This window comes from Paenibacillus sp. CFBP 13594 (genome assembly GCF_014842675.1).
GTDB lineage: Bacteria > Bacillota > Bacilli > Paenibacillales > Paenibacillaceae > Paenibacillus > Paenibacillus amylolyticus_B.
Window position 1 is genome coordinate 213,097 of record NZ_JACYVQ010000001.1, and the last position, 23,709, is coordinate 236,805.

General features: G+C 46.4%; 15 protein-coding genes. 12 read left to right on the plus strand and 3 right to left on the minus strand.

Features of this window, described 5'->3' with window-relative positions; genetic code table 11:
* Positions 1–350 precede the first annotated feature (350 nt).
* The gene (gene leuC, locus IFU39_RS01235) at positions 351–1,772 is read left to right on the plus strand and encodes a 3-isopropylmalate dehydratase large subunit (protein ID WP_036607575.1); all 1,422 of its coding nucleotides are present in this window, start codon (positions 351–353) and stop codon (positions 1,770–1,772) included.
* 31 nt (positions 1,773–1,803) lie between these two features.
* A complete protein-coding gene (gene leuD / locus IFU39_RS01240) occupies positions 1,804–2,406 on the plus strand; it encodes a 3-isopropylmalate dehydratase small subunit (RefSeq protein WP_036607574.1) in 603 nt (200 codons plus the stop codon).
* A 200-nt stretch (positions 2,407–2,606) separates the two neighbouring features.
* On the opposite strand, the gene IFU39_RS01245 is transcribed toward leuD, so the two are convergent.
* Genes IFU39_RS01245 through IFU39_RS01255 form a run of 3 tightly spaced genes read right to left on the minus strand, consistent with a single transcriptional unit; the run spans position 2,607 to position 5,887 of the window.
* Positions 2,607–4,079 (minus strand): serine hydrolase domain-containing protein, encoded by a 1,473-nt coding sequence (locus IFU39_RS01245; protein ID WP_105599360.1) that lies wholly within the window; start codon positions 4,077–4,079, stop codon positions 2,607–2,609.
* Positions 4,080–4,130: 51 nt separating this feature from the next.
* Positions 4,131–5,228: a HAMP domain-containing sensor histidine kinase gene (locus IFU39_RS01250; protein ID WP_105599358.1), complete on the minus strand. Its 1,098-nt coding sequence runs from the start codon at positions 5,226–5,228 to the stop codon at positions 4,131–4,133.
* A complete protein-coding gene (locus tag IFU39_RS01255) occupies positions 5,213–5,887 on the minus strand; it encodes a response regulator transcription factor (RefSeq protein ID WP_105599357.1) in 675 nt (224 codons plus the stop codon). The genes IFU39_RS01250 and IFU39_RS01255 overlap by 16 nt, the downstream gene beginning before the upstream one ends.
* A gap of 275 nt (positions 5,888–6,162) precedes the next feature.
* On the opposite strand from IFU39_RS01255, the gene IFU39_RS01260 reads away from it, so the two are divergent.
* From IFU39_RS01260 to IFU39_RS01305, 10 genes are all read left to right on the plus strand, one after another.
* The gene (locus IFU39_RS01260) at positions 6,163–7,569 is read left to right on the plus strand and encodes an N-acetylmuramoyl-L-alanine amidase family protein (protein ID WP_105599355.1); all 1,407 of its coding nucleotides are present in this window, start codon (positions 6,163–6,165) and stop codon (positions 7,567–7,569) included.
* A gap of 258 nt (positions 7,570–7,827) precedes the next feature.
* Positions 7,828–9,237: an N-acetylmuramoyl-L-alanine amidase family protein gene (locus IFU39_RS01265; protein WP_076250034.1), complete on the plus strand. Its 1,410-nt coding sequence runs from the start codon at positions 7,828–7,830 to the stop codon at positions 9,235–9,237.
* Between the two features lie 35 nt (positions 9,238–9,272).
* Positions 9,273–9,950, plus strand: a complete 678-nt coding sequence (locus IFU39_RS01270; RefSeq protein WP_105599354.1) for a GerMN domain-containing protein — start codon at positions 9,273–9,275, stop codon at positions 9,948–9,950.
* Between the two features lie 72 nt (positions 9,951–10,022).
* A complete protein-coding gene (locus tag IFU39_RS01275) occupies positions 10,023–12,761 on the plus strand; it encodes an S-layer homology domain-containing protein (protein WP_105599353.1) in 2,739 nt (912 codons plus the stop codon).
* 163 nt (positions 12,762–12,924) lie between these two features.
* Positions 12,925–13,620, plus strand: a complete 696-nt coding sequence (gene nth / locus IFU39_RS01280) for an endonuclease III (RefSeq protein WP_036607558.1) — start codon at positions 12,925–12,927, stop codon at positions 13,618–13,620.
* A 23-nt stretch (positions 13,621–13,643) separates the two neighbouring features.
* Entirely contained in the window at positions 13,644–13,916 is a 273-nt protein-coding gene (locus tag IFU39_RS01285; protein ID WP_017687779.1) for a hypothetical protein, read from the plus strand.
* Positions 13,917–14,224: 308 nt separating this feature from the next.
* Positions 14,225–17,911 carry a dynamin family protein gene (locus IFU39_RS01290; RefSeq protein WP_105599352.1) on the plus strand — a complete coding sequence of 1,229 codons (3,687 nt, stop codon included), beginning with the start codon at positions 14,225–14,227 and terminating at the stop codon, positions 17,909–17,911.
* 324 nt (positions 17,912–18,235) lie between these two features.
* The gene (locus IFU39_RS01295) at positions 18,236–20,008 is read left to right on the plus strand and encodes an ABC transporter ATP-binding protein (RefSeq protein WP_105599351.1); all 1,773 of its coding nucleotides are present in this window, start codon (positions 18,236–18,238) and stop codon (positions 20,006–20,008) included.
* Positions 20,005–21,855, plus strand: a complete 1,851-nt coding sequence (locus IFU39_RS01300; protein ID WP_105599350.1) for an ABC transporter ATP-binding protein — start codon at positions 20,005–20,007, stop codon at positions 21,853–21,855. The genes IFU39_RS01295 and IFU39_RS01300 overlap by 4 nt, the downstream gene beginning before the upstream one ends.
* Positions 21,856–22,203: 348 nt before the next feature.
* Positions 22,204–23,706, plus strand: a complete 1,503-nt coding sequence (locus IFU39_RS01305; RefSeq protein ID WP_192131020.1) for an AraC family transcriptional regulator — start codon at positions 22,204–22,206, stop codon at positions 23,704–23,706.
* Positions 23,707–23,709 lie beyond the last annotated feature (3 nt).

Sequence of the window (23,709 nt, forward strand, 5' to 3'; positions counted from 1 at the left end):
GGACAAGCAGTCTCATAGAAGGCGTCTTTTCATTTCATAACAGAAACTAGCAAAGCAGCTCTGGATTCAGGGCTGTTTTTTATGTTCTAGATAAAAAGCATTGACAGCGAAGCAGCGGAAACGTAGTATAAGACGTATCTGATAATGATAATTGTTATCAATTGAAACCTTTGCGACGAGCAGTGGTTTATTTGTCTTTCTCTCATTATAGGTTAAACCTATTACATCTATAGATATTATATCTTGGAACAATGAAGGACAGGGTGATATATTTATGTCATTCAAGAGCTTCACTTTTTAAAGAAAACAGAGGCTCTTCCAAGGACCGAACTTATAATGAGGTGAAAATGATGAGTAAAAAAACGATGTTTGAGAAAATTTGGGAAAATCACGTAATTCATCAAGAAGAAGGCAAACCAAGCATTCTGTATATCGATCTGCATCTGGTGCACGAAGTAACTTCTCCACAGGCATTTGAAGGTCTTCGTCTGAGCGGACGTAAAGTTCGTCGCCCTGAACTGACATTTGCAACAATGGACCACAACGTTCCAACGAAAGACCGTTTCAACATCACAGATCCTATCTCCAAACAACAAATTGATACACTTTCGCAAAACTGTCGTGATTTCGGCGTGAAATTGTATGATCTGGACACGATTGATCAAGGCGTTGTACACGTTATGGGACCTGAACTGGGTCTGACTCACCCGGGTAAAACGATTGTATGTGGTGACAGTCATACGTCCACACACGGTGCGTTTGGCGCACTGGCATTCGGAATCGGAACAAGTGAAGTTGAGCACGTTATGGCAACTCAATGTTTGCAACAAGCAAAAGCCAAAACAATGGAAGTTCGTTTTGTCGGCAAACGTAACCCGGGTGTAACCGCGAAGGATATGATCCTCGCAGTCATTGCCAAATACGGTACAGACTTTGCAACAGGTTATGTTATTGAGTACACAGGTGAGTCCATCCGTGAGTTGAGCATGGAAGAGCGTATGACGGTCTGCAACATGTCCATCGAAGGTGGAGCAAGAGCAGGATTGATCGCTCCGGATGAAACAACATTTGAATATCTGCGTGGACGTGAATACGTACCAGCGGATGCCAAATTCGATGAAGCTGTTGAAGGTTGGAAACAGCTTGTAACCGATGAAGGTGCCGAGTTCGACCATGTGGTTGAAATCGATGTGGAGACATTGATTCCGCAAGTAACTTGGGGAACAAGCCCTGGCATGGGAACCGACATTTCTTCGAAAGTTCCTGTTCCGGCTGAATTGCCTACAGAAAACGAACGCAAAGCGGCTGAAAAAGCGCTTGAATATATGGGACTTGAACCGGGAACACCAATCGCCGAGATTCCAATTGATTATGTATTTATCGGTTCTTGCACCAATGGTCGGATCGAAGATCTGCGTGCAGCAGCACAAGTGGCTAAAGGTCACACGGTATCCAGTCAGGTTACAGCAATTGTTGTACCAGGCTCAGGACGTGTTAAAATTCAGGCTGAACAAGAAGGTTTGGATAAAATCTTTACGGAAGCCGGATTTGAATGGCGTGATGCGGGATGCAGCATGTGTCTGGCGATGAACCCGGATGTATTGAAGCCAGGTCAACGTTGTGCTTCGACGTCCAACCGTAACTTTGAAGGACGCCAAGGACGCGGAGGACGTACGCATCTGGTATCTCCGGCAATGGCAGCAGCAGCAGCGGTTAAGGGTCACTTTGTGGACGTACGGGATTGGAATTTCAAAACAGAAGCAGCGATCTAATCTATAACAGACAGAAGGGAGAACGTTTAATATGGAAGAATTTAAAACATTACAAGGCATCGTTGCACCGGTAGACCGGGTCAATGTAGATACAGACGCAATCATTCCGAAACAGTTCCTGAAACGGATTGAACGTACCGGATTTGGACAATTTTTGTTCTATGAATGGCGTTTTGATGAAGAGGGCAACAATAATGCTTCCTTCGAAATGAATAAACCTCGTTATGAAGGGGCATCCATCCTGATCTCACGTGCCAATTTTGGCTGTGGATCATCCCGTGAGCATGCGCCATGGGCGATTTTGGACTATGGATTCCGTTGTGTGATCGCTCCATCTTATGCAGACATTTTCTATAATAACTGCTTTAAGAACGGAATCTTGCCAATCAAGCTATCAGAAGAGCAAGTTGAAGACTTGTTCCAACGTACAGCGACACATGAAGGCTATGAGATGAATGTAAATCTGGAAAACAAAACGATTACTGATGCATACGGACTGCATATCGATTTTGATCTGGATGAGCATCGTCGTCAATTCCTGTTGCAAGGATTGGACGATATCGGTTTGACTCTTCAACATGATGATGAGATCGCTGCTTACGAACAACGCCATGCGGCAAAACTGTTCGGTTAATCGTTAAAGTATCGTATAGTAGAAAGCTTCTGCCTCGCCAAAGGGACCTTGTTCCCATCGGTGAGGCAGAAGCTTTTTGTAATTTCAGAAGCTAAATTAGCTTAATAAGTCAGCTATATATAGAACTTCTCATTTTTTTTGGTCGAATACTTCAACAGATACAATCAACAGCCGACTAAATAGATAAACCTAAAAATAGATTACTGAGGTAAATCCAAAGGGTCGTTTTTTGTATTCTGAAAATAGACATAGATATAACAAGCCAAATGCACGAAATTCACAAGTGACCAAACCATAAGCCATATGATTGGAGTTGATAGGGTAGTCCAGATACCAAACCATGGCAGCACACGTCCTCCGCCGATAAATGTAACCAATGGGAACAGAGACAAGAGAATTAGAATCGGGATCAGTCTACCCACTGTGATCAGAATCAATTTGCTAATCGTTAGGCGTTGGTTGCTCCGAAGTATGCGAAAATAGGCGTAGATGCCCCATGCAAGCGTAGCGATGATCAGCGCAATCATAATCGTTTCCATATTCCGACCGTTTACAAAAGAGGTTTGGGGTTCCTGCCCCCTCATAATATCCGCTATTCCATCAATAAATGCCGAGTAATTCACATAAGCGTTTATACCAGAATTAAACATTACGGCAATGCCCATGTGCTCGTTCAAATAAACCAGTTCTTCTGACTTGTAGGTCCAGAAAATGCCGCTGTGGGAGATCGTTTGGCCGCTAGAAGCATCTTGGTTTGCAAGCCAGCCCATGCCGTATGGACTGATATCTCCTGCGGAATGATATTGTTTCATCAGCACAGGGGAAACGAGGTGGCCGTGATATTGGGAAAGCATCCAAAGGGACATGTCCTCTGCAGTTGAAACGATGCCGGCGGGGCCCTCAATGAACCAAAGCGGTTCGGATTGACTTATAGAGCGTCCAAAACTCAGGTAATGTCCTAGCGGGATAGTATTATTCTCATGGAACTGCTGCGTTGTACTGACACTGAAGGTATGATTCATTCCTAGCGGTTCAAAAATATGTTTTTTCAGGTAATCCGAAAAGCGCTCTCCGCTAACACTTTCCACGAGGTTCGCCAGCAGCACGTAATTAGGATTATGATAGCTGTAGGCCGTTCCGGGGATATGGGCAAGTTGAACCGTGTTTAATAATTGGTTCGCTTCCGACAGTGATTGGAATTGCGGAGTCTTTGTCATATCGGGATTTATCTTGTCATTGAGACCACTCGTCTGATTCAGTAAATGACGGACCGTGATGTCAAGAACGCGGGGATCCTGTGGAGAAAGCTCTGGAAAATAGGAAGCGTAAGTAGCATCCAAGTTGATCCGCCCCTTGTCCACCAGCTGCAGAACGGCCAATGCAGTAAAGGACTTGCTAAGTGAAGCAATGGGAAAAGGGGTATTGCCCGTAACCTTCTGGCCATCTGCAAATGTCCCGTAGCCTTTTGCGTAAAAGACCTCATCGTTATTGGCAATCGCCAGTGAAGCAGCCTTAATGTGATTGGCCTTCATGCTCCGATTCATATATTCATCGATCTCCTGCAGAACTTCTGTCCTGTCTCTGGTTTCATTGGCGGATAAGGGGTTCGCCCACGCGATACATAACAACAAGCAGCTAATTGTGATATACATCATTTTTTTCAGTTTTAGCATGATAACACTCCTCGAATTCAAGATAAGGAGATGTTATCAGATCATTTTCAACTATTTATCAACTTGCGTCCCAATACTTGCCGTCACGCTTCCACCTCCGTCAGGACCGTTTGCAATCTGAAGACTACCTTCCTGTTTTTCGCAAAACACCTTGCAAACGTAAAGGCCCAGCCCGCGATGTTCGCTCGCATCCCATACTTCGCCTCGGTAAAAAGGGAGTATAGCCTTACTCAGGGCCTCGTCAGAGAAACCAGGACCGTCCTCGGAGACGGTAATCTTCATAATGCCCCCTTGCACGTCATAGTGAACGTTTAATTGACTGGCTGCGTATCTTGCCCCATTAGCCACTATATTCTCGAAAATCTGCATGACGAGATAGGGATCTACATGCACTGAGGCATTATCATATTCCACGGAAGAGACAAAACGTATGCCGTACTGTTTCGCGATTTGCTCAGCGCTGCCGTCCAGCAAAGCCGTCAATGAGATCGTATCCATCGATTGGATGTTCAACGGCACATCCTCCAGTCTCTGAATGGAGTTCATGGCCTCTGCATAACTCTCCAGACGCAAGATGTGAAGGTTCATAGTATGGATCAGGTCGAGCACCTTTTCTTCCGACAACTTCTTCTCGGGAAGATAGGTGGCGAGAAGCTCGGCGTTTCCTTTTAACACGGACAGGGGGGTCCTCAGATCATGGGCAAAAATAGCATTGATCTGCTTGCGCTCTTCAACCGAACGCCAAAGTGTCTTGAGGTTTTTTTCCAATTGTGAGCGCATGATTTCAAATAGCGCGATCAGCTCGCCCATCTCATCCTGGCTGTCATAGGAAATGCGGAAATCTAGATCGTTGGCTGAAATGTTCTCGGATGCTCGTTTTAATAGCTCCAGCGGACGTTTTAGCTTCCATCTGTAAAATAGAACGGCCATGGTGACAATTCCAGTCGCTACGGTGAGCAGAACCGCCGTGACGAGGGAGGGCATGACCCAATCCGTTTCTCCGAAACGTAGCCGCAGCTTCTCCGCCCAAGCAAACTCCATAGTTATAACGGCCAGCACGGCAACGAGTGTGACCACACACAACAGCATAAAAGAGTGCAGTAAGGACAATCGCTTTAAAAACAGGAGTCTAGTCATGAACTTGGCCATTTGTAGCCTACTCCCCAAACGGTCTCGATTTGATTATCACAGCCATATTCCTTTAATTTGTAGCGAATTCGCCGGATATGCTCTGCAATCACATTACTGTCGCCTTGCTCGTCCATGCCCCAAATCTTTTCGTATATGCGTTCCTTTCCAAACACCATATCAGGATGCGTGGACAGCAATTCGACAATATCAAACTCTTTTTTTGGCAGTGAAATTCGCTTATCCAGGTAGTAGAGCTCCCTAGCCGTATAATCAATGACCAATTCATTGTTAAACCTTACCGAAGATTTAGTTTGGATTCGTTGTTCCCTGCGTATATGTGCTTCGACCCTGGCGCCCAACTCGCGAATGCTGAAAGGTTTCAGGATATAGTCATCGCCTCCGGCACGAAAACCTGCTATTTTATCAGCATCTTCGATTCGGGCCGTTAAGAATAAGATCGGGCAAGAGACGAAGTCCCGAATTTTCTCACATAATTGAAGTCCGTTCTGTTCAGGCATGTTGATATCTAACAAAACGATATCGGGTTGTTTTTCCACTTTCCGCAGCGCTTCCCGGCTGTCCTTGGCCGTCATCACGGAATATCCGTTAATTTCAAAATAATCAGTCAGTAGCTTTCGAAGATCTGCTTCATCATCCACGATCAGTATTTTAGGCATCAAGTCTCAATCTCCTGTAATCAAGTATTTGAACTCAGCATAGCAAAAATGGATGAGGAATGTAATTTTCATATGATTTCGGGAACTAGACGATGGAGAAAGTAACCTTTTTGCCACTCTGTTTCCGACTAAATATGACAACGTTGTAACCGGATGATCAGACAATATCTGATAAACTGATTAGTAGATTATGGAAGGTTACATATTGTCACTGATGTTACGCTGCAGAGAATCAGGTCGGATGTTCAAAAGACAAAAAGAATGGTGGATGAGGTATGAAAAAATGGTCGGCAGCAGTCGTTTTTCTTCTGTTCCTATGTTTATTCCCAATCATGGCCCATGCAGACACCACTCCCTCGATTGTACTCGACGGTGTAACCATTAACCAGCAGACGGGTGCACCTGCAGAGAATATCGGGAAAACGGTCATGGTTCCAATTCGAATTGTATCCGAGAACCTGGGTTATAAGGTGAAGTGGGAGAAGGAAACTCAGTCAGTCCAGGTTCAAAAAGGAAACAGCATGATCCAAATGACGGCTGGCAAAGATGCAGCTACAGTGAATGGAAACGTGGTGAACTTGGATTCGCCCCCACTGATCAAACAGGGAACTACGCTTGTTCCGTTACGCTTTGTTGGGGAAGGCATGGGTCTACGTGTTGGCTGGGACAATGGAACCAAGACAGTAAGCCTATTTAGTATTCCTCCTGTAGTTGAAACGGAAGGTGACAGTGACCCCGTCGATGCACCTGTCCCGGATGGTTTGACAGAACTTCAAGGCATCAGCTTCAGCGGAGATCGGTTGATTGTAGCAACAAACGGTAATATTAGCCCCAAAGTATCCAGTATTGGTGGGCCAGACCGAATTATTGTTGATCTGCCTTCAGCGAAGTTCTCTCAGGAATTCATTCAGGGACAAGCATCTAATCCGGATGGCAGTGGACAGATTATCGTTACAGATTCATCAATAGTTTCCAAAGTCCGTTATGCCATGTTCAGTAAATCGCCTTCTACCGTGCGTGTCGTTCTGGATCTGAATCAGACGGCTACAGCCAAATGGTCTGTTGGAGATAACAATGTCTTGCTCGTGGACCTGACAGCCACGAATGGAGAACCGACAAGCCAACCGGCAGTACCTACCAATGATGGTAAAACGATTGTGGTCATTGATCCGGGACATGGTGGTCGTCAATCGGGTGCAGTGAGTTTGTCAGGAGCTTATGAGAAGGATTTCAATCTGGCTGTAGGACTGAAGGTACAGGCAATCCTTCAACAATACCCAAATATTCAAACGGTCATTACACGCCAGGATGATACAGAACTTTCACTTAAACAGCGTGTGGATATTGCTGAATTGAATCAGGCAGATGTTTTTGTGTCCATTCATGGAAACAAATTTACTACACCGGTACCAAACGGCATTGAAACGCTCTACAGTCGTAAAGAAAGCAAGACTTTGGCTGACACTCTTCACAAATATGTGTTGCCTGTAACAGGACTCAAGGATCGTGGGGTTAAAACGGCTAGTCTGCATGTGACGCGTGAAACAACCATGCCTGCAGTGTTACTTGAACTTGGTTTTTTAAGTAATCCTACAGATGAAGCAGTCATGCTCACAGAAGAATACCAGGACAAATGTGCACAGGCGATTGTGGACGGTATTGTTGAATTTTTGGGACTGTAAAGTGGATTTTGCGCAAATATGAAGGTTAGGGTATTACGTTGTTTGGAGATGTATACTTGATAAATAAGGAAAAAAGAAGACATTAAAATGTAAAAAAAGCTTGATCTGACAACGTTTTTTTTCTGTTATGTTGGAATATATTCGCAACTTTTGAGAGCGAGGGGCGTCTAATAGGTGTCTGGTAATGCCCAAGCGGTCAGTCGGAGTTGGAAAATGACAACATGCGGCAAAAAAATATGAGAATGGTAGGGGTGAAGGATGAAGAAGTTCGGTTTTTTGGTACTGTTATTTGTCTTTGGGCTCGTATTCCCGGGCTATAGTCACGCAGCAACAGACACGAAAATTATCCTAGACGGAAAAGAAATCGTACAGCCATCGGATACAAAAGCGGAAATTATCAACAGCAAGGTGATGGTTCCGATCCGGGTTGTGTCCGAAAATCTTGGATATAGCGTGGAGTGGAAGCAGCAAACGCAAACAGTGACTATTAGCAAAGACAACACTGCCATGCAGATGATTGTTGGACAGAAGACGGCAACGGTGAACGGCAGTAACGTAAACTTGGATGCCCCGCCACTCGTGAAAAATGGTACTACGCTCGTACCTCTCCGATTTATTGGTGAGGAAATGGGTCTTAAGGTGGGTTGGAACAATACCACGAAGACGGTAACATTAGTTACCCAGAATTCAGGTTCCGGAAACGGGACAACCACACCTCCGAACTCTGGCAATGAAGGCGGAGGATCGGATCAAGAAGGTCTTGTACTGGTGAACGGCATCAGCTTCAGCGACAACCGCTTCATGATTGCAACAAGCGGAAGTACGAAGCCGAACGTCTTCACGATGACAGGACCAGATCGAATCGTTATAGACTTGCCGAATACCGCATTTGCTGATTCATTCAGTGAAGGACAGGCTCTAGACAGCAACCAGAATGGACAACTCGTCGTTAGCGGCTATCCGGATGTATCGAAGATTCGTTACTCGTTATACAGCAACAGTCCATCTACAATTCGTTTTGTAATCGATCTGTCCAGTTCAAAAGGGTACAGTGTGCAAAATGATTCCGGGCTGGTTATGATTAACCTCGACAATCAAAGTGGTACACCTGCTCCTCCAGTTGGTAATAATGGCAAAAAAGTTGTCGTTATCGATGCAGGTCACGGAGATCAGGATCCTGGGGCAATCGGTGTAACTGGTAAACGTGAAAAAGACTTCAATCTGGCAATGGCTCTGAAAGTGGAAGCCTTGTTGAAAAAAGAATCCAAAATTGACGTTGTGTTAACGCGCAGCGATGATACATTTTTGGCATTAAAAGAACGTGTGAAGATTGCACAAGACATAAAAGCGGATATCTTCATCTCCATTCATGCTAACAGTGGCCCTACTGCTGCGAACGGTGTAGAGACATTCTATACACGCTCCAACAGTAAAGCACTTGCTACAGTGATGCACAAGTATCTTTTGCAGTCATCCGGACTGAAAGATCGTGGAGTGAAAACGGCAAGTCTCCATGTGACCCGTGAAACGACAATGCCAGCAGTTCTGCTGGAAGGTGGATTCCTTAGCAATAAGAGCGACGAAGCAGCCCTGTTCACGGAGAGTTTCCAGAACAGTGTTGCCAAAGGTATTGTTGCAGGAATCAAGGAGTATCTGGGAATTAAATAAGGGACAAGCCCTTATGTTGAGGAGGCGGAGTTAGAATGAACAAGAAAATATGGATTGCAGCCTTGCTGGTAACGGTTATGGCAGTAGCTGCTGGATGTGGAAGCAAGCCAACAGCGGCTCCGAATCAGACGCAAGGCGCAGGAACGGAAAACAATGTGACCGAGGTTGAAGGCGAAACAATTACCGAACCGGTAACTGCTGAACCAGAAGAGAACACAACACCAACAGAATCCACGGAAGGCAGTTCGGAGGAAACGACTACAACTAATCCGCCAAGCGAAACGTCTACGGACACGCCAACAACTTCCGAAAGTAATGAAAAGAAAACGATCACTGTATTCTATACGGATGAAGAAGAACTGGAGTTGCACAAAGCTTCGGCAGAGATTTCATACGCATCGGATGATGCCAAATATAAAGCTGCCTTTGAATCACTGCAACAGAGCAAAGACGCTAAACTTGTTCCGCTGTGGTCTAAAGAAATTGAATTGAAGTCTGTTCAGTTCAAGGATGGAGCTCTTACGCTGGATATTCATATGCCAGATACGGCACGTCTTGGAGCAGGTGGAGAATCTTATGCGCTGGATGCTCTAAAACAAACGTTCTTCCAGTTTGATGAAGTAAAATCACTAGATTTACTGGTGGATGGTCAGCAGACGGAGAGTCTGATGGGCCATGTGGATCTTGAACATCCAATGACAAGATCCGAATAGGCTGTGCAACAGGCTGTTGTACCGTGAATCCACGGAATATGGGTCGTTTTACATGAGAGAGGGGAATCATAGGTGACTTTTAAATATAACCATACATCACACTCTAAAAAAGTAGTATCAGCCGTGCTTGCAGGCATGATGGCCCTTAGCGCCGGCGGAGCTGCCATGGCAGCAGAATCAACAGAAACGGGGCAGGGTCAGACTGCTGCAATAACAAATACGGCTGCACCAACTGGTTTGTTCAGTGACATCAAGGTCGGATACTGGGCTGAAAAACATGTGTACAAACTGGCATATCAAGGCATTCTTCTCGGTAACAACGGCCTGTTCCGTCCAGGAGACGCGGTAACACAGCAAGAAGCTGTAACGATGGCAATCCGTTTTATGAATCAAGAGGGCCAGTTGAATACCGACACGGCTGCGGCATTACCGACAAACATGGAAGTGGGAAATTATTTCAAGCCATATGTCGCGCTGGCACTTCAACTGGGACTGATTGACAAAACGGAAGAATCAACGGTGGATGTATCCAAGACCTCCTGGGGTCAAAAACCTGCTTCACGGGAATGGATTACGAAATTGTTAATCCGTTCATTGGATAAGGATGCTGAAGCGAAGGCACAAAACAATCAATCTACCGGATTTGCTGATAATGCAAGTATTTCCGAAAGTGGTAAAGGTTATGTCAATCTGGCTGTTAGCCTGGATCTGGCCAAAGGTGTGGAAGGCAACAAATTCAATCCAACTGGTTCCGTAACCCGTGCTCAACTGGCTACCTTCTTCAGTCGTGGTGAATCGCTAACAGATACAAAGTATCCGAACACTTCCACGGGTTATGTGACTGGATTGAAAGATGGGCAGATCACGCTGGTTGTGGACGGCAAAGCCGTTAACTTCGCAGTGAACAGCAGTACGCCTTACTTTACGAAAGACAGTGAGACGCGTGCTTCATCCACAGATGTGAAACTATATACAAAAGTTATGGTTGTGGGTTCGGCAGGTGGGGCTTCCTATGTGGAAGTGGTTGATGCTACACCACAGGTGGAAAGCGTTGAAGGTACATTTGCACGTTCATTGTCTGGTAATAAAATTGGTATCTTTGTGGGCGAGAATTACGAAACGTACAGTTATGATGAGGCAACTGCATTCATCGATCAGAATGGTAATGCAATCAAACTGTCCGATATTACGGCAGATAGCATCATCGAAGTACAGCGTGAGACGTTCTCGGCTGACAAAAAAACAGTTGCTATTCGTGTGAAATCCGGCATTGTGAACAAGAGTGACAATGGCGTAGTTGCTGAAGTATCCACTTCTGGCAAAACGATCAAACTTGTCAATGCAGCGGGTGCAACAGAGCAGTTTGCATACAATGACAATCTGCTTATCACATATCAAAACCGTATCATGTCAGTGGCCGATCTCAAAGCCGGCAGTGCCGTGAAATACACCGTAAAGGACAGTGTTTTGCAAACTATCACATTGTCTCAAGGTGTGGAGCAATCTGTGCGCGGAACATTGGTTGAGATCGGTGGCAACCAGTCCACGTTAACGTTCAAACGTGAAGGGGGTTCCCTTGAGGCGAAATTGCTGACTGAAAAGCCGGAAGTTATTATTAATGGTATTCAGGATGCGACGCTAAATGATCTCATCACAGATGCAACGAACGGGGATCAGGTGGAGTTGTCATTGAACGCTGACGATCAGGTAACGCGTATTCAGGTGATTGGACGTCAAATGGAACCTATGAACGGAGTAACGGTTGTATCTTACAACAGCAAAACAAAGGTACTTACCGTACTGGACAACAACAAAAAACCGTTTGTATTTACATTGGACGAAAAAACCAAACTGGACTACAATTCGACCAAACCTACACTGGCTGGTCTGGAGTCGATTTTAAATGATGGTCGCAAATTGGATCTGACCTATGTGGGAACACGTGCGTTGTCCGTTAAAGTGATTTACAAGTACGAAGGTACGATCAACAACATTGACACATCGGGCAGAAAAATCAGTTTGTTGTCTGGTAATCAGACGATTACAGTGCCTTATACTACCTTACCTACGGTTGAGATCTATAACAAATCGGGCGCAAGTCTGGGAGATTTGAAGATTGGTGACAAAGTGACTGTAACGCTTGGAGCAAATCAGGATGTAGTGCAGAAGGTTGCACTGAACACTGTGGCTCAATTCGAAGTGGTTGCCTTGGAAGCAAATAGTCGTATTCGAGTAAAATCCGATCTGTTGACAAGTCAGTTCTACGTGGATCAAGCAATACTGACAGGAGAGAGTGGTCAGACGATCACGCCTTCACAACTGACAGCAGGCAACTTGATTAATGTAACGTTTGAAGGAACTACGCCAAAGGCGGTTCAAGTCGTGAAGCGTACGCTGGCTGAAGTTACAGCGGTGGATGCTTCATCCGTAACGCTCAAGCAGTTTAACGGTCAGACTGAAACCGTGCCTGTTAGCGGTGCTGTTAAAGTCGTGAAATCTGGCTCTACATTAACTTCACTGACGAGTCTTACGGTTGGAGATCGTGTCGAAATGACAAAAGATACGGATAATTCCACACGCTTCAGAGTACTAACTGTCATGAGCAAACAATTCTGGTCTTATGATGGCGTGGGTAACCAGATTTTGGTTAAACGGGAAACGACAGCAGACACAAACTATCGTTTTGCACTCGGATCAAGTGTTTTTGTTCACCAGGGTGACAATACTTTAAGCGTGCAATCTCTCAGAGATAATGATAATATTGTATTGTATCTCCTGAACAATGTTATTCTGGAGATTCAAAAACAGTAATCGTTTCTTTTCGAGGATCAAAAGAATGACCGTCTTGATACGGGATCTTTCCCGCATCAAGACGTTTTTTTTGCAAGCTTTTTGAGGTCCCCGCAAAGTACTCGGATGAAGCTTCGAAGTAAGGCTCCGCAGAGTGGAGTCATTTTGTGGGAGGTAGCTCTTCATGAATGCAGCGACGGTTAGGCATATACTCGAAACTATGGAAGCAATGTTTCCTGATGCACATTGCGAATTAAATCACAGCAATGCATTTGAATTGACGGTAGCTGTCCTTTTGTCTGCCCAGTGCACCGATGAAACGGTGAACAAGGTAACCGCAGATTTGTTCCAGAAGTACAGAAGCCCGGCAGATTATCTGGCGGTTCCTCTCGAAGAGTTGGAACAGGATATTCGGCGAATCGGCTTGTACCGGAACAAGGCCAAGCATATTCAGAACATGTGCCGAATTCTAATAGAGCAGTATGGCGGTGATGTACCGCAGGAACATGATCAGCTTGTGACACTACCAGGTGTCGGGCGGAAAACCGCGAATGTAGTTGTTTCCAATGCGTTTGGTGTACCGGCAATTGCGGTAGATACTCATGTTGAACGTGTATCCAAGCGGCTGGCGCTTGCAGGTTGGGATGACTCCGTACTTGAAGTCGAGAAGAAACTAATGAAGCGCGTACCTCGGGATGAGTGGACTTTAACTCACCACCGGTTTATATTTTTTGGACGCTACCATTGCAAGGCACAGAACCCTGCGTGTCATATCTGTCCATTGCTGGACATATGCAGGGAAGGGAAAAAACGTATGAAAACGTCCCAAATCAGGAAAGATAAGGAACGTGTCACCACCCGAAAACGAAAAATAAATTAATGAGCAGAAAAGGATGAATAATCATGAAATGCATTTCCGTGTACACTGACAATTTTGAGGCCTTCTCCGATATTTTTGAACAAATCGTTGAACAGGAAATGGCTGAAAATGAAGAAAAAGAAGTAGAAGGTATCACAGTAAGCCATTCTGGCGACGTGCCTGAACATTATCTGGAGCGTATGTCCGTTAAACCAGAAGTTGTGGTTATGAGAGACAAAGGCAGAGACATTACAATTCTGCAACATGGACAAGTATTTGAAATCTTGCTGCCTTCCATGGAGAATGCAGTTTCATAAGAAGTGATTACACTGTGGGGTCTGTTGTATTAATGTCATGAGGATCGTTGTGGTTAAAGTGATCGCATCGCATTCATGCAACAGACACTTGGCTTAAGCATTTTGCTAAATGCCGAGTATAAAGAGTATTACAGATAAAACCGACTTGTTCGGTTTTATTTTTTTTAGTTTATAGATTTATACGTTCATTTATGTATATTCAATTCCAACCGTTCAAATTCAAACTTGATAATGTTAAAATAAATGTTGTAAAAGAGATAGACGTCGAAACGGATGTCAAATTAGAGGAGCCAGGGGGAAGGCCAGTCATGTCCAGAACAGATTACCCAAAAGAAATGGCCAAACCTCTGCTTCCGCTGCGTGAAGCGATGGAGCAGACAGGGGACCATACAGCTGTACAGGCTATAACGGATTTAATCAGCAAGGCGGAAATGAAACATCTGACGATTGCGTTCTGTGGTCATTTCTCTGCAGGCAAATCGAGTCTCATCAACAGTTTGTGCGGTAAGCGAGTGCTGCCTTCAAGTCCCGTGCCAACAAGTGCGAATGTGGTATCTATACGTAATGGTAAGCCGAGAGCACTTATTTATACTACGCCAAACGTAAGCGCTGACAATGGAGCAGGAACACTTGAAGTTTCTCCAGAGGAATTGGAGGCGTATTGCAAAAATGGGGGAGCGTACAGTTCCATTGAGGTATGGGATGATATTCCCCTGCTGAAGGATGATGCTGTTCTGCTGGATACACCCGGTGTGGATTCTACAGATCGGGGGCACAGTCTTGCGACCCATTCCGCGCTCCATCTGGCGGATGTGGTCTTCTATGTCATGGACTATAATCATGTCCAGTCCGAGACAAACCTTTCATTTGCCAAGAGTCTGTCGGATTGGGGCAAACCCTTGTTTTTGATCGTAAACCAGATCGACAAGCATCGGGAACGTGAGCTTTCTTTTGAGCAATATACCGAAGGGGTCGAAGCTATATTTGCAGCCTGGGAAGTTAGATATGACGGACTGTTGTTTACTTCCCTCCGCGACAAGGAGCATCGCTACAACCAGTGGGATATGCTACCGGAACTCATTGGACACATGATGCAAGAGAAGGAAGCGTTAATTACGCACAGTTTGGCAAGTTCGGCCAGTCATGTAACGGAGCAACACCTGACGAGAGAAGCGGAGAAACGTGAGGATGAAGAAAATTCTCTGCTGGATGAGATTGGTGGCAAGGAAGGAATTGAACGCTTGGAACGGGAGCTGGAGCTTCTCGATCAACAAGCAGAAGACATTCGTACCGGGCCTTCACGAGTGCGTGAGAAATTCCGGGCAGAGCTTGAGCCTCTTCTGGCGAATGCAAATCTTACTCCTGCGGATATTCGCGCGTCGGCTGCTGCCTATTTGGAGAGCCGTAAACCGGGTTTCAGGGTAGGCTTATTGTTCTCAGGCGGCAAAACCGAGCAGGAGAAACAACGCCGTGCTTCTGAACTGGTGCGGTTATTACAGGATCAGGCTTCCGGACAAGTGGAAGTACATATTCGTACGATGCTTAGGCAGCTGGGTGAATCCCATCAGGTATGGGGAGCGGAGTGGGAGCAGGCGCTCAATTCGGAGCTGCCTGCTGTAGATGAAGCATTGCTGGAGATGAAACGAAGTGCCAGTGCAGAGGTATCTCCAGAGTATGTGATTCAATTCAGCAAAGATGTGCGGGGCGAGATTGAGGCCCGCTATCGCAGGTCGGCCATGATGCTGGCCGACCGCATGCTGGAAGCGCTGGGCGCGCGAGGCGAAGCCGCGCTCCAGGCGCTGGACGCCAGCCGCGCAGCGTTGCTCGCGCAATCCGCGGCGGCGGCGCGCTACACGGCGCTCCAGCGCAGCGCCGCCGCAGAGGCAGCAGGGCTGCGCAGCCTGCTGCCTGATGCGGGCCCCCTCCCCTCCGGGCTATTGCCGGAGGTGAAGGGCCCGCACGTGCCCGCGGTGCCTGAACCGGGCGAAGCTTCCGGTTCGCATGCGGGCACGTCAACGTCTGTGGCTGCGCAGCCACAGACGTCAGAGGCACCGCCGCAGCAGCGCGCAGTCGCGGCGGCGGTGCCTGGGCCATCGTCGGCGGCTGGCGCTGAACGCCGCCGACGCCTGGACGCAGCAGCGGCACGGCTTGAAGCCGCTGCTGCGCTGGTGGAGCCGTACCCCGCCATGGGGTCGGCGGTACGGGATCTGCGTGCACGCGCGGCTTCGCTTGCGGGCGGCACGTTCACACTGGCGCTGTTCGGAGCATTCAGCGCTGGCAAATCCTCCTTCGCCAACGCGTTGCTGGGCGAAGCTGTACTACCCGTCTCGCCGCATCCAACAACAGCGGCGATTAACCGGATCATGGCTCCTGCAGGGGGCGCGGAGCATGGAACAGCCCGGGTCCGCATGAAGACCCGGGACGCCTTCCAGGAAGACCTCGGCTATTCCTTCCGATTGCTCGGATTGGGTGAGCCTGGAGCGGAGTGGCAGAAGCGAGTACGGTCCCTCTCACCTCAGGATGTGCATCCGGCGGGGCGCCCTCATTACAGCTTTTTGCAGGCAGCGGCAGCCGGTTGGGAAGAAACAGCGGACCAGTTAGGTCAGGATGTACTGGTGGATCTGGAGGGTTACCGTAATTTTGTCGCAAACGAGAAGAAGTCCTGCTTTGTAGACAGTATCGATCTCTACTACAGTTGCGATGTAACGGAACAGGGTATTGTGCTGGTCGACACACCAGGAGCCGACTCCGTCAATGCTCGTCATACGGGTGTAACCTTCAATTATATGAAGAATGCGGATGCACTCATTTTTGTAACGTATTACAACCATGCTTTCTCCCAAGGAGATCGCCAGTTCCTGAATCAGTTGGGTCGTGTTAAGGATAGTTCTGCCATGGATCAGATGTTCTTTGTTGTGAATGCCAGTGACCTCTCTTCCTCTGAGGAAGAACTGGAGCAGGTGCTCGATCATGTGAGCACCCAACTGCGCAGTAATGGAATTCGGGCACCACGACTTTTCCCGGTATCCAGCATACTTGCGATGGAAGGCAAGATGGCAGGTGATTCGAAGCTGCTTGAACAATCCGGTTTTATCCGTTTTGAGGAAGAGTTCAACCAATTTGCAGGCAGAGAATTAGCCGACCTTGCGGTAGGTGGAGCTTCCGAAGAGATGGCACGTGTCATTCAACGGCTGAAGAAACGCGCGGAGGATGCGGCTCAAGGGGAGGAAGCTTTGCAGCAGCGGCGGGATGAACTGGAGACCATCCAGGGACAGTCACGCCAGCGCATACAGCAACTTGCAGCAAGATCCATGAAGGAAGAAATGTCACAGGAAACAGCAGAATTACTCTTCCATGTGCGGCAACGACTTGCCTATCGCCTTGGTCTATTCATGGCAGAAGCATTCCATCCATCCGTACTTCGGGAGGATCGAGGCAATCTGAAGATGGCTTTTGCAGCCTGTGGACGTGAACTGTTACGCATGATCGCCATTGAACTGGAGCAGGAATTGCTCGCCACAACCCTTAGACTTGAACAGGCAGGTCAGACCTGGCTGATGAAGCAAGTTACGGATTGTATAGATGAGGTGAGACAGTTATCAGGGGGCGTGGATGTGTCACTGCCACTGAACGAACGCTGGAGTACACCTGTGCTTGAAGAAGTTCGTCTGGAAGAACCGTCTGGATGGAAAAGCTATTTGAATTATTTCCGCAATCCGAAACAGTTCTTCGAAGGAGATGGACGTCAGCGTTTACAAGAGGCACTTGATCCTGTCCTCAAACAGATGATCATTGAAGTTCTTCCTGCTGCGCAAGACAAACTGATTCAGTTTTATGACAACCAGATTTGTAAATCATTGCAACACCAATCCCGTCAGTTGGAAGAACGTCTGGACGAGGCGGTGAGTGGAATTCAAGATACACTGGAGAGCGGAATTCCGGCGGAGCAATGGACCAGCTTGTCTAACCAACTGGAACAGATTGAACGCAGTTAAAATCGCGGCATAACACGTATTCTCTGGAAGTCTTTGTAAAACAAAATGAATGATACAGCAACACATTGAAAATGTTGCGAAAATCAACCCAAAAAGGCCCCTGCCGAAAAGGCATATAGGGAGCCTTTTTTTGGTACGAACAACCTGAAATAAAGAGAATATTCAAACATTTGATTGAAAGGTGGGTATTTACCTTCGTTAATGCGTCAATAAGCTGAAAGCAGGCAGAATATGGTCTGTTATTCGCTTTGCCGCGAATGGGGTACGGTGATAAACTTCATAAATGTTCATAGTATTTTTGAACGACATAAGAGGAGGAGAAACATGGATGTTCTTAGGCAACTGCAAATCTTTTTTTGGGAAAAGCGAACGTATTTATTTGTATCAATCTTGTTCCTCGCCTTAGCGACCGCACTTGGGTTGGTGTATCCTTACATGCTGAGGATACTGATTGATGACATCATTGTTCCGCGAACTTTTGAAGACGTTCCCATAATTGCCTTGACAGTGTTAGGTGTAGTTATTTTGAAAGCGGGAATGCAGTTTTTACATGGCTTTTTTGGAGGACGCTTGGGTAACTTCCTGGCGTACAGACTTCGTAACGCATGTTATGAAAAGCTTCAATTTTTATCCTTCCGTTATTATGATACGGCCAAGACAGGTGATCTGATGTCCCGCCTCACGGGAGATTTGGAAGCCATCCGTAACTTTATCGGATTTGGTTTCGCCCAGATTCTCAACATGGTTTTGATGGTCGTATTCGGCGCAATCATGATGATGACCATGAGTTGGCAGCTGACGCTGTTCACGCTCATATGCATCCCATTACTTGCCTTCGTTGCGCTGAGATTCGAATCCAAAATTCACCCTGCGTTTCAGGAGATGCGGCTGGCGCTCAGTTCACTGACAACAGCGGTACAGGAGAATATCACTGGAGTACGTACGGTAAAATCCTTTGCACGTGAGCCTTATGAAGTGGAGAAATTCTCTACACGTAATGAACGTTACAAAACAAATCAGATTCATGCGGCAACATTGTGGAGTCGTTATTTTCCGATCATGGAGATTCTTGCTTCGGTGAGTATCGTGCTGTTGCTGGTGATTGGTGGAAGAATGGTTATACAGAAGACGCTGACACTTGGTGAACTCGTTGCCTTTTTCAGTTTGATCTGGTACATAATCGGTCCAATGTGGAACCTTGGGTTCCATATCAACAACTATACGCAATCCAAAGCTTCAGGTGAACGGGTGCTCGAACTGCTCAATACGCCAGTGGACGTGGAAGAAACGCAAGATCCGGTCATTGTGGAAGCAGACCAAGTGAATGGTCATGTGACATTTGAATCCGTTACCTTTGCCTACGGCAACAAAATGCCCGCAGTAACCGATATTAATTTTGACGCTGAACCCGGTTCTGTAATCGGTTTCCTCGGGGGAACAGGGTCAGGTAAATCGACTATCATTCAGCTTCTGATGCGTGCATATAACGTGAACTCGGGAACGATCAAGCTGGATGGTAAAAACATCAAAGATATAGGTATCCGCAGTTTGCGGAGTCAGATCGCTTCTGTCTTCCAGGAAACATTCCTGTTCTCATCCAGCATTCGCAATAATATTTCCTACGGGCTTAAGAACGTCACCATGGATGAGATCATCCGTGCAGCCAAGCTGGCCAAGGCACATGACTTCATTATGGAGTTCCCGGACGGATATGACACGGTGGTTGGTGAGCGCGGTATGGGTTTATCGGGTGGACAGAAACAGCGGATTGCGATCGCAAGGGCTTTGCTGAAAAATCCGAAAATTCTGGTACTTGATGACGCAACAAGCGCCGTGGACATGGAGACAGAACACGAGATTCAATCCGGTTTCCAGGAAGTTATGCGCGGCAGAACGACATTTATTATTGCACACCGTATTTCTTCACTACGACATGCAGATGAGATTCTGGTGCTCGATGAAGGTCGCGTGGTACAACGTGGCAAACATACCGAACTCATTGAAGTGCCTGGACCATATCAGGATGTTTATAAAATTCAATATGCAGATTATATTGCCCGCGGTAAGCGGGAGGCTGGGGAGCAGGTGAATTCATGAGTGCCGAAACGATAGCAGACAGGCGCGAGGCCAAAGGGGCCTCTGAGAAGAAACTGAATGAACGCTTTGTGTATCAGGACGATGAAATTATTGAAAAACCGTTTAACTGGAAAGAGTTCGGACGTTTGTTTGCATACATGAAACCCTATGCGAAACAACTGTTACCACTTGTTATTCTAATGATGATCTTGGGTACCATTACGAAATTGTCCGTACCGTTTCTGATCAGTCTGGCAATTGACCGGGCCATCGCACCGGCAACGGGGTTGCCAAGCATGACTATGCTTTATCTTATCGCAGGCTCCATATTTGTTTTGTATCTGATTCAATGGGCTGCGAATACGTACCGGATCAAACTGACGAACATTATCGGACAGCGTGTTATTTATGATCTTCGCTCGGATCTGTTCAAGCATATCCAGAAGCTATCCTTTAACTTTTTTGACAAAAGACCGGCAGGTTCCGTACTGGTACGTGTTACAAATGATATTAACTCCCTTCAGGATCTGTTCACCAATGGTGCAGTTAACGTCATGATCGACTGCGTACAGTTGCTCGGGATCATTGTGATCTTGCTGTTGATTAACTGGAAACTGGGTCTTGCCGTGATCATTACGGTGCCAATCATGTTTATCATCTCGACCAAACTTCGGGTGCTGATCCGTCGGGCTTGGCAGGATGTGCGCATGAAGAACTCTCGGATTAACTCCCACTTGAATGAATCCATTCAGGGGATTCGAGTGACTCAGGCTTATACACAGGAAAAAGAGAACATGAAGTATTTTGACAACATGAACCTGTCCAGCAAAAAGTCATGGGATAGGGCATCAGCAATGAACCAGGGCTTCGGACCACTGATCGAGATTACCGGCGGATTCGGGACATTAATCCTCTTCTGGTTTGGTGCCTATCTGATTCAGGATGGTCAATTGACCGTGGGGTTACTTGTCGCGTTTGCCAACTATGTCGGCAACTTCTGGGACCCGATCAACCGTCTGGGACAGATGTACAATCAGTTGTTGGTTGCGATGGCATCATCGGAGCGTATCTTCGAATTCATGGATGAAAAACCAAGTATTGCGGATAAACCAGGTGCCAAGCCACTTCCTTCTATTAAAGGAGATATCGCATTTGAAAATGTTGTTTTCGAATACGAGAAGGGCAGACAGGCGCTGAAAGGGATCAGCTTCTCGGCGGCTGCGGGCCAATCGATTGCACTTGTTGGTCATACGGGCTCAGGTAAAAGTACGATCATCAATCTGATCAGTCGTTTCTATGATATATCTGGCGGACGTCTCACCATTGACGGACAGGATGTGCGGGATGTAACGGTAGAGAGTTTACGCAGCCAGATCAGCATTGTATTACAGGATACCTTCATCTTCTCGGGGACGATTCGTGACAATATTCGATTTGGACGACTGGATGCAACGAATGAAGAGGTGGAGGACGCAGCCAAAGCAGTCAATGCACATGAGTTCATCATGAAGCTGCCTGGCGGATATGATACCGAAGTTGAGGAACGCGGGAACGTATTATCCATGGGACAGCGACAACTGTTATCCTTTGCCCGTGCGCTGCTTGCTGATCCACGCATACTGATCCTGGATGAAGCTACAGCCAGTATTGATACGGAGACAGAGCTTAAAATCCAGGAAGCGTTGAAGGTGCTGTTGCAGGGAAGAACGTCCTTTATGGTCGCTCACCGTCTCTCAACCATCCGGAATGCAGATAACATTATCGTCCTGGATCATGGTGAAATTAAAGAAGAGGGCAACCATGAGCAGCTGATCCAAAAACAAGGCGTCTATAATGGATTAATAGAAGCTCAATACAGATTTTTGTAATGAAACCTTCGGACGCCTGTGAAGCGTCTGAACACATATGAACTTATAACACTCTGGTGTTTTTTAGCCTGATCCTTCAATAATAAGTGCATCTTATGCATTGAAGACAGGTTAGAGGATAGCCGGAGTGTTTTTTTTATTCGTTAGTGTGGTATGTTATATTTTTGAAGAATGAAATCAATACAATCGTTCATGGTTGGAGGGAGATCAATGCAGATGGACAACAACGAAATAAATTCAAAGCATTTGGATCACCTGGATCATATGAATTTTAGGCTCCTTCACGTGAATTATACGAGTGATCCTGCGACGGAGTGGCTTCTGAGGAAACACTTCATTGAAACATACATGTTATTATTTGTAGCCAGTGGACAAGGGTGGTTAAAGATAGATGGCAGTTTCATTGAATTAAAGGCGGGCGGACTGTATGTAGGCTTCCCGGGGCAACTGGTTGAGGCAAATGTGCATTCGTTGGATGAACGAGGTGTGTATCACATGAGTTTTGATGTCATGTACACATTGGATCAGGAGGGTGGGACAGCCCTTGAAATGATGAAGCAATTTTTACGTAATGAAGTGAATGGCGAGGTCAGCTCCTCTTCGCCCGTTGCTGTTGGCGTGATCTGTCAGATGATTTACCACCACACATTGAAGAAGGATGGTTTGCAAAGGTACTATGGTCAGATTCGTTTTCAGGAACTATTGTATACCATGTTTTACGACGTGGCCTGTGCCGAAAAGACGGATCTGATTTCACCAATAGAACATGTTAAAGGCTACATGGAGCAGAATTATTCAAAGAGATTAACCATTGAGGAATTAGCAAATGTGGCACGAATGAGCCCTCGACATTTCATGCGTTTATTCAAGAAAAGGTATGGTTACAGTCCAGTGGACTATTTAACGCTATATCGAATTAAACAAGCCCAGATCTTAATGAGAAATGATCACAGTTATCGACTCAAGGATGTGGCATCGTACGTGGGCTATCAGGATGAGACGTATTTCCGGCGTAAATTCAAGCAAATCTCTGGCATTCCACCAGCAGCGTTTATACGTAATAGCAAACAAAAAATTGCTGCAGTTCATTCTGTGAGCATTGGTATACTGCTTGCATTGCAGATCATTCCCTGTGCCGCGCCGGCAAGTCATCCGTGGACATACTATTATAGACGTAAATATGAAACGGACAAAGTTATGCCACTCGCTGAGAGTGAGACCACCTGGCTGGAACAGCTTCGATTAGTTAAACCTGATTATATTATTACGATTGGGACAGAGTCTGAGACTCCGCAAAGTCAGCTTCAATCCATTGCTCCTGTGTGTGAGCTCCCGTGGGGAAAAAGCGATTGGAGAGAACATTTGAGATATGTTGCAAGCTTTTTGGACAGGTCGGATATTGCAGAGGTGTGGCTTCAAAGATATGAAGAGAAGGCAAAGATCATTAAGAATCAACTTACAGATTTCATACGAAAAGACAGGCTGGTTGTACTCAAAGTTCATGGTGAAGCGTTGCAGATGTTAGGCCCAAGGAGCATTGCTTCCGTTTTTTACGTTGATATGCAAATGGAGGGTCCCGAAGGAGTTGAGACTTATTGGGAACGGGGCACAGTGACCATTAAGGAGCTATCTGTTTTCAACGTGGAAAGAATATTACTGATTGTGGGTGATGACGAGACATCCAGGCAGACATGGTCTGCTGTGCGTAAGTCTGAAGAATGGCTTGCGTTGTTAGCGGTACAGAATGGCAGAGTGGATATCCTTTTGTCGAGCGTCCTGCTGGACTACGCTGCGTTTACCCATGAGCTTATGTTGGATGAAATATTAAAGTTATGGCAAGATCGTCCATAGCAA

What these genes read in the sequence shown, in the direction of transcription:
- leuC (WP_036607575.1), top strand. Translation starts at nt 351, where the DNA reads ATGAGTAAAAAAACGATGTTTGAGAAAATTTGGGAAAATCACGTAATT.
- leuD (WP_036607574.1), top strand. Translation starts at nt 1,804, where the DNA reads ATGGAAGAATTTAAAACATTACAAGGCATCGTTGCACCGGTAGACCGG.
- IFU39_RS01245 (WP_105599360.1), bottom strand. Translation starts at nt 4,079, where the DNA reads ATGCTAAAACTGAAAAAAATGATGTATATCACAATTAGCTGCTTGTTG.
- IFU39_RS01250 (WP_105599358.1), bottom strand. Translation starts at nt 5,228, where the DNA reads ATGGCCAAGTTCATGACTAGACTCCTGTTTTTAAAGCGATTGTCCTTA.
- IFU39_RS01255 (WP_105599357.1), bottom strand. Translation starts at nt 5,887, where the DNA reads ATGCCTAAAATACTGATCGTGGATGATGAAGCAGATCTTCGAAAGCTA.
- IFU39_RS01260 (WP_105599355.1), top strand. Translation starts at nt 6,163, where the DNA reads ATGAAAAAATGGTCGGCAGCAGTCGTTTTTCTTCTGTTCCTATGTTTA.
- IFU39_RS01265 (WP_076250034.1), top strand. Translation starts at nt 7,828, where the DNA reads ATGAAGAAGTTCGGTTTTTTGGTACTGTTATTTGTCTTTGGGCTCGTA.
- IFU39_RS01270 (WP_105599354.1), top strand. Translation starts at nt 9,273, where the DNA reads ATGAACAAGAAAATATGGATTGCAGCCTTGCTGGTAACGGTTATGGCA.
- nth (WP_036607558.1), top strand. Translation starts at nt 12,925, where the DNA reads ATGAATGCAGCGACGGTTAGGCATATACTCGAAACTATGGAAGCAATG.
- IFU39_RS01285 (WP_017687779.1), top strand. Translation starts at nt 13,644, where the DNA reads ATGAAATGCATTTCCGTGTACACTGACAATTTTGAGGCCTTCTCCGAT.
- IFU39_RS01290 (WP_105599352.1), top strand. Translation starts at nt 14,225, where the DNA reads ATGTCCAGAACAGATTACCCAAAAGAAATGGCCAAACCTCTGCTTCCG.
- IFU39_RS01295 (WP_105599351.1), top strand. Translation starts at nt 18,236, where the DNA reads ATGGATGTTCTTAGGCAACTGCAAATCTTTTTTTGGGAAAAGCGAACG.
- IFU39_RS01300 (WP_105599350.1), top strand. Translation starts at nt 20,005, where the DNA reads ATGAGTGCCGAAACGATAGCAGACAGGCGCGAGGCCAAAGGGGCCTCT.
- IFU39_RS01305 (WP_192131020.1), top strand. Translation starts at nt 22,204, where the DNA reads ATGTTATTATTTGTAGCCAGTGGACAAGGGTGGTTAAAGATAGATGGC.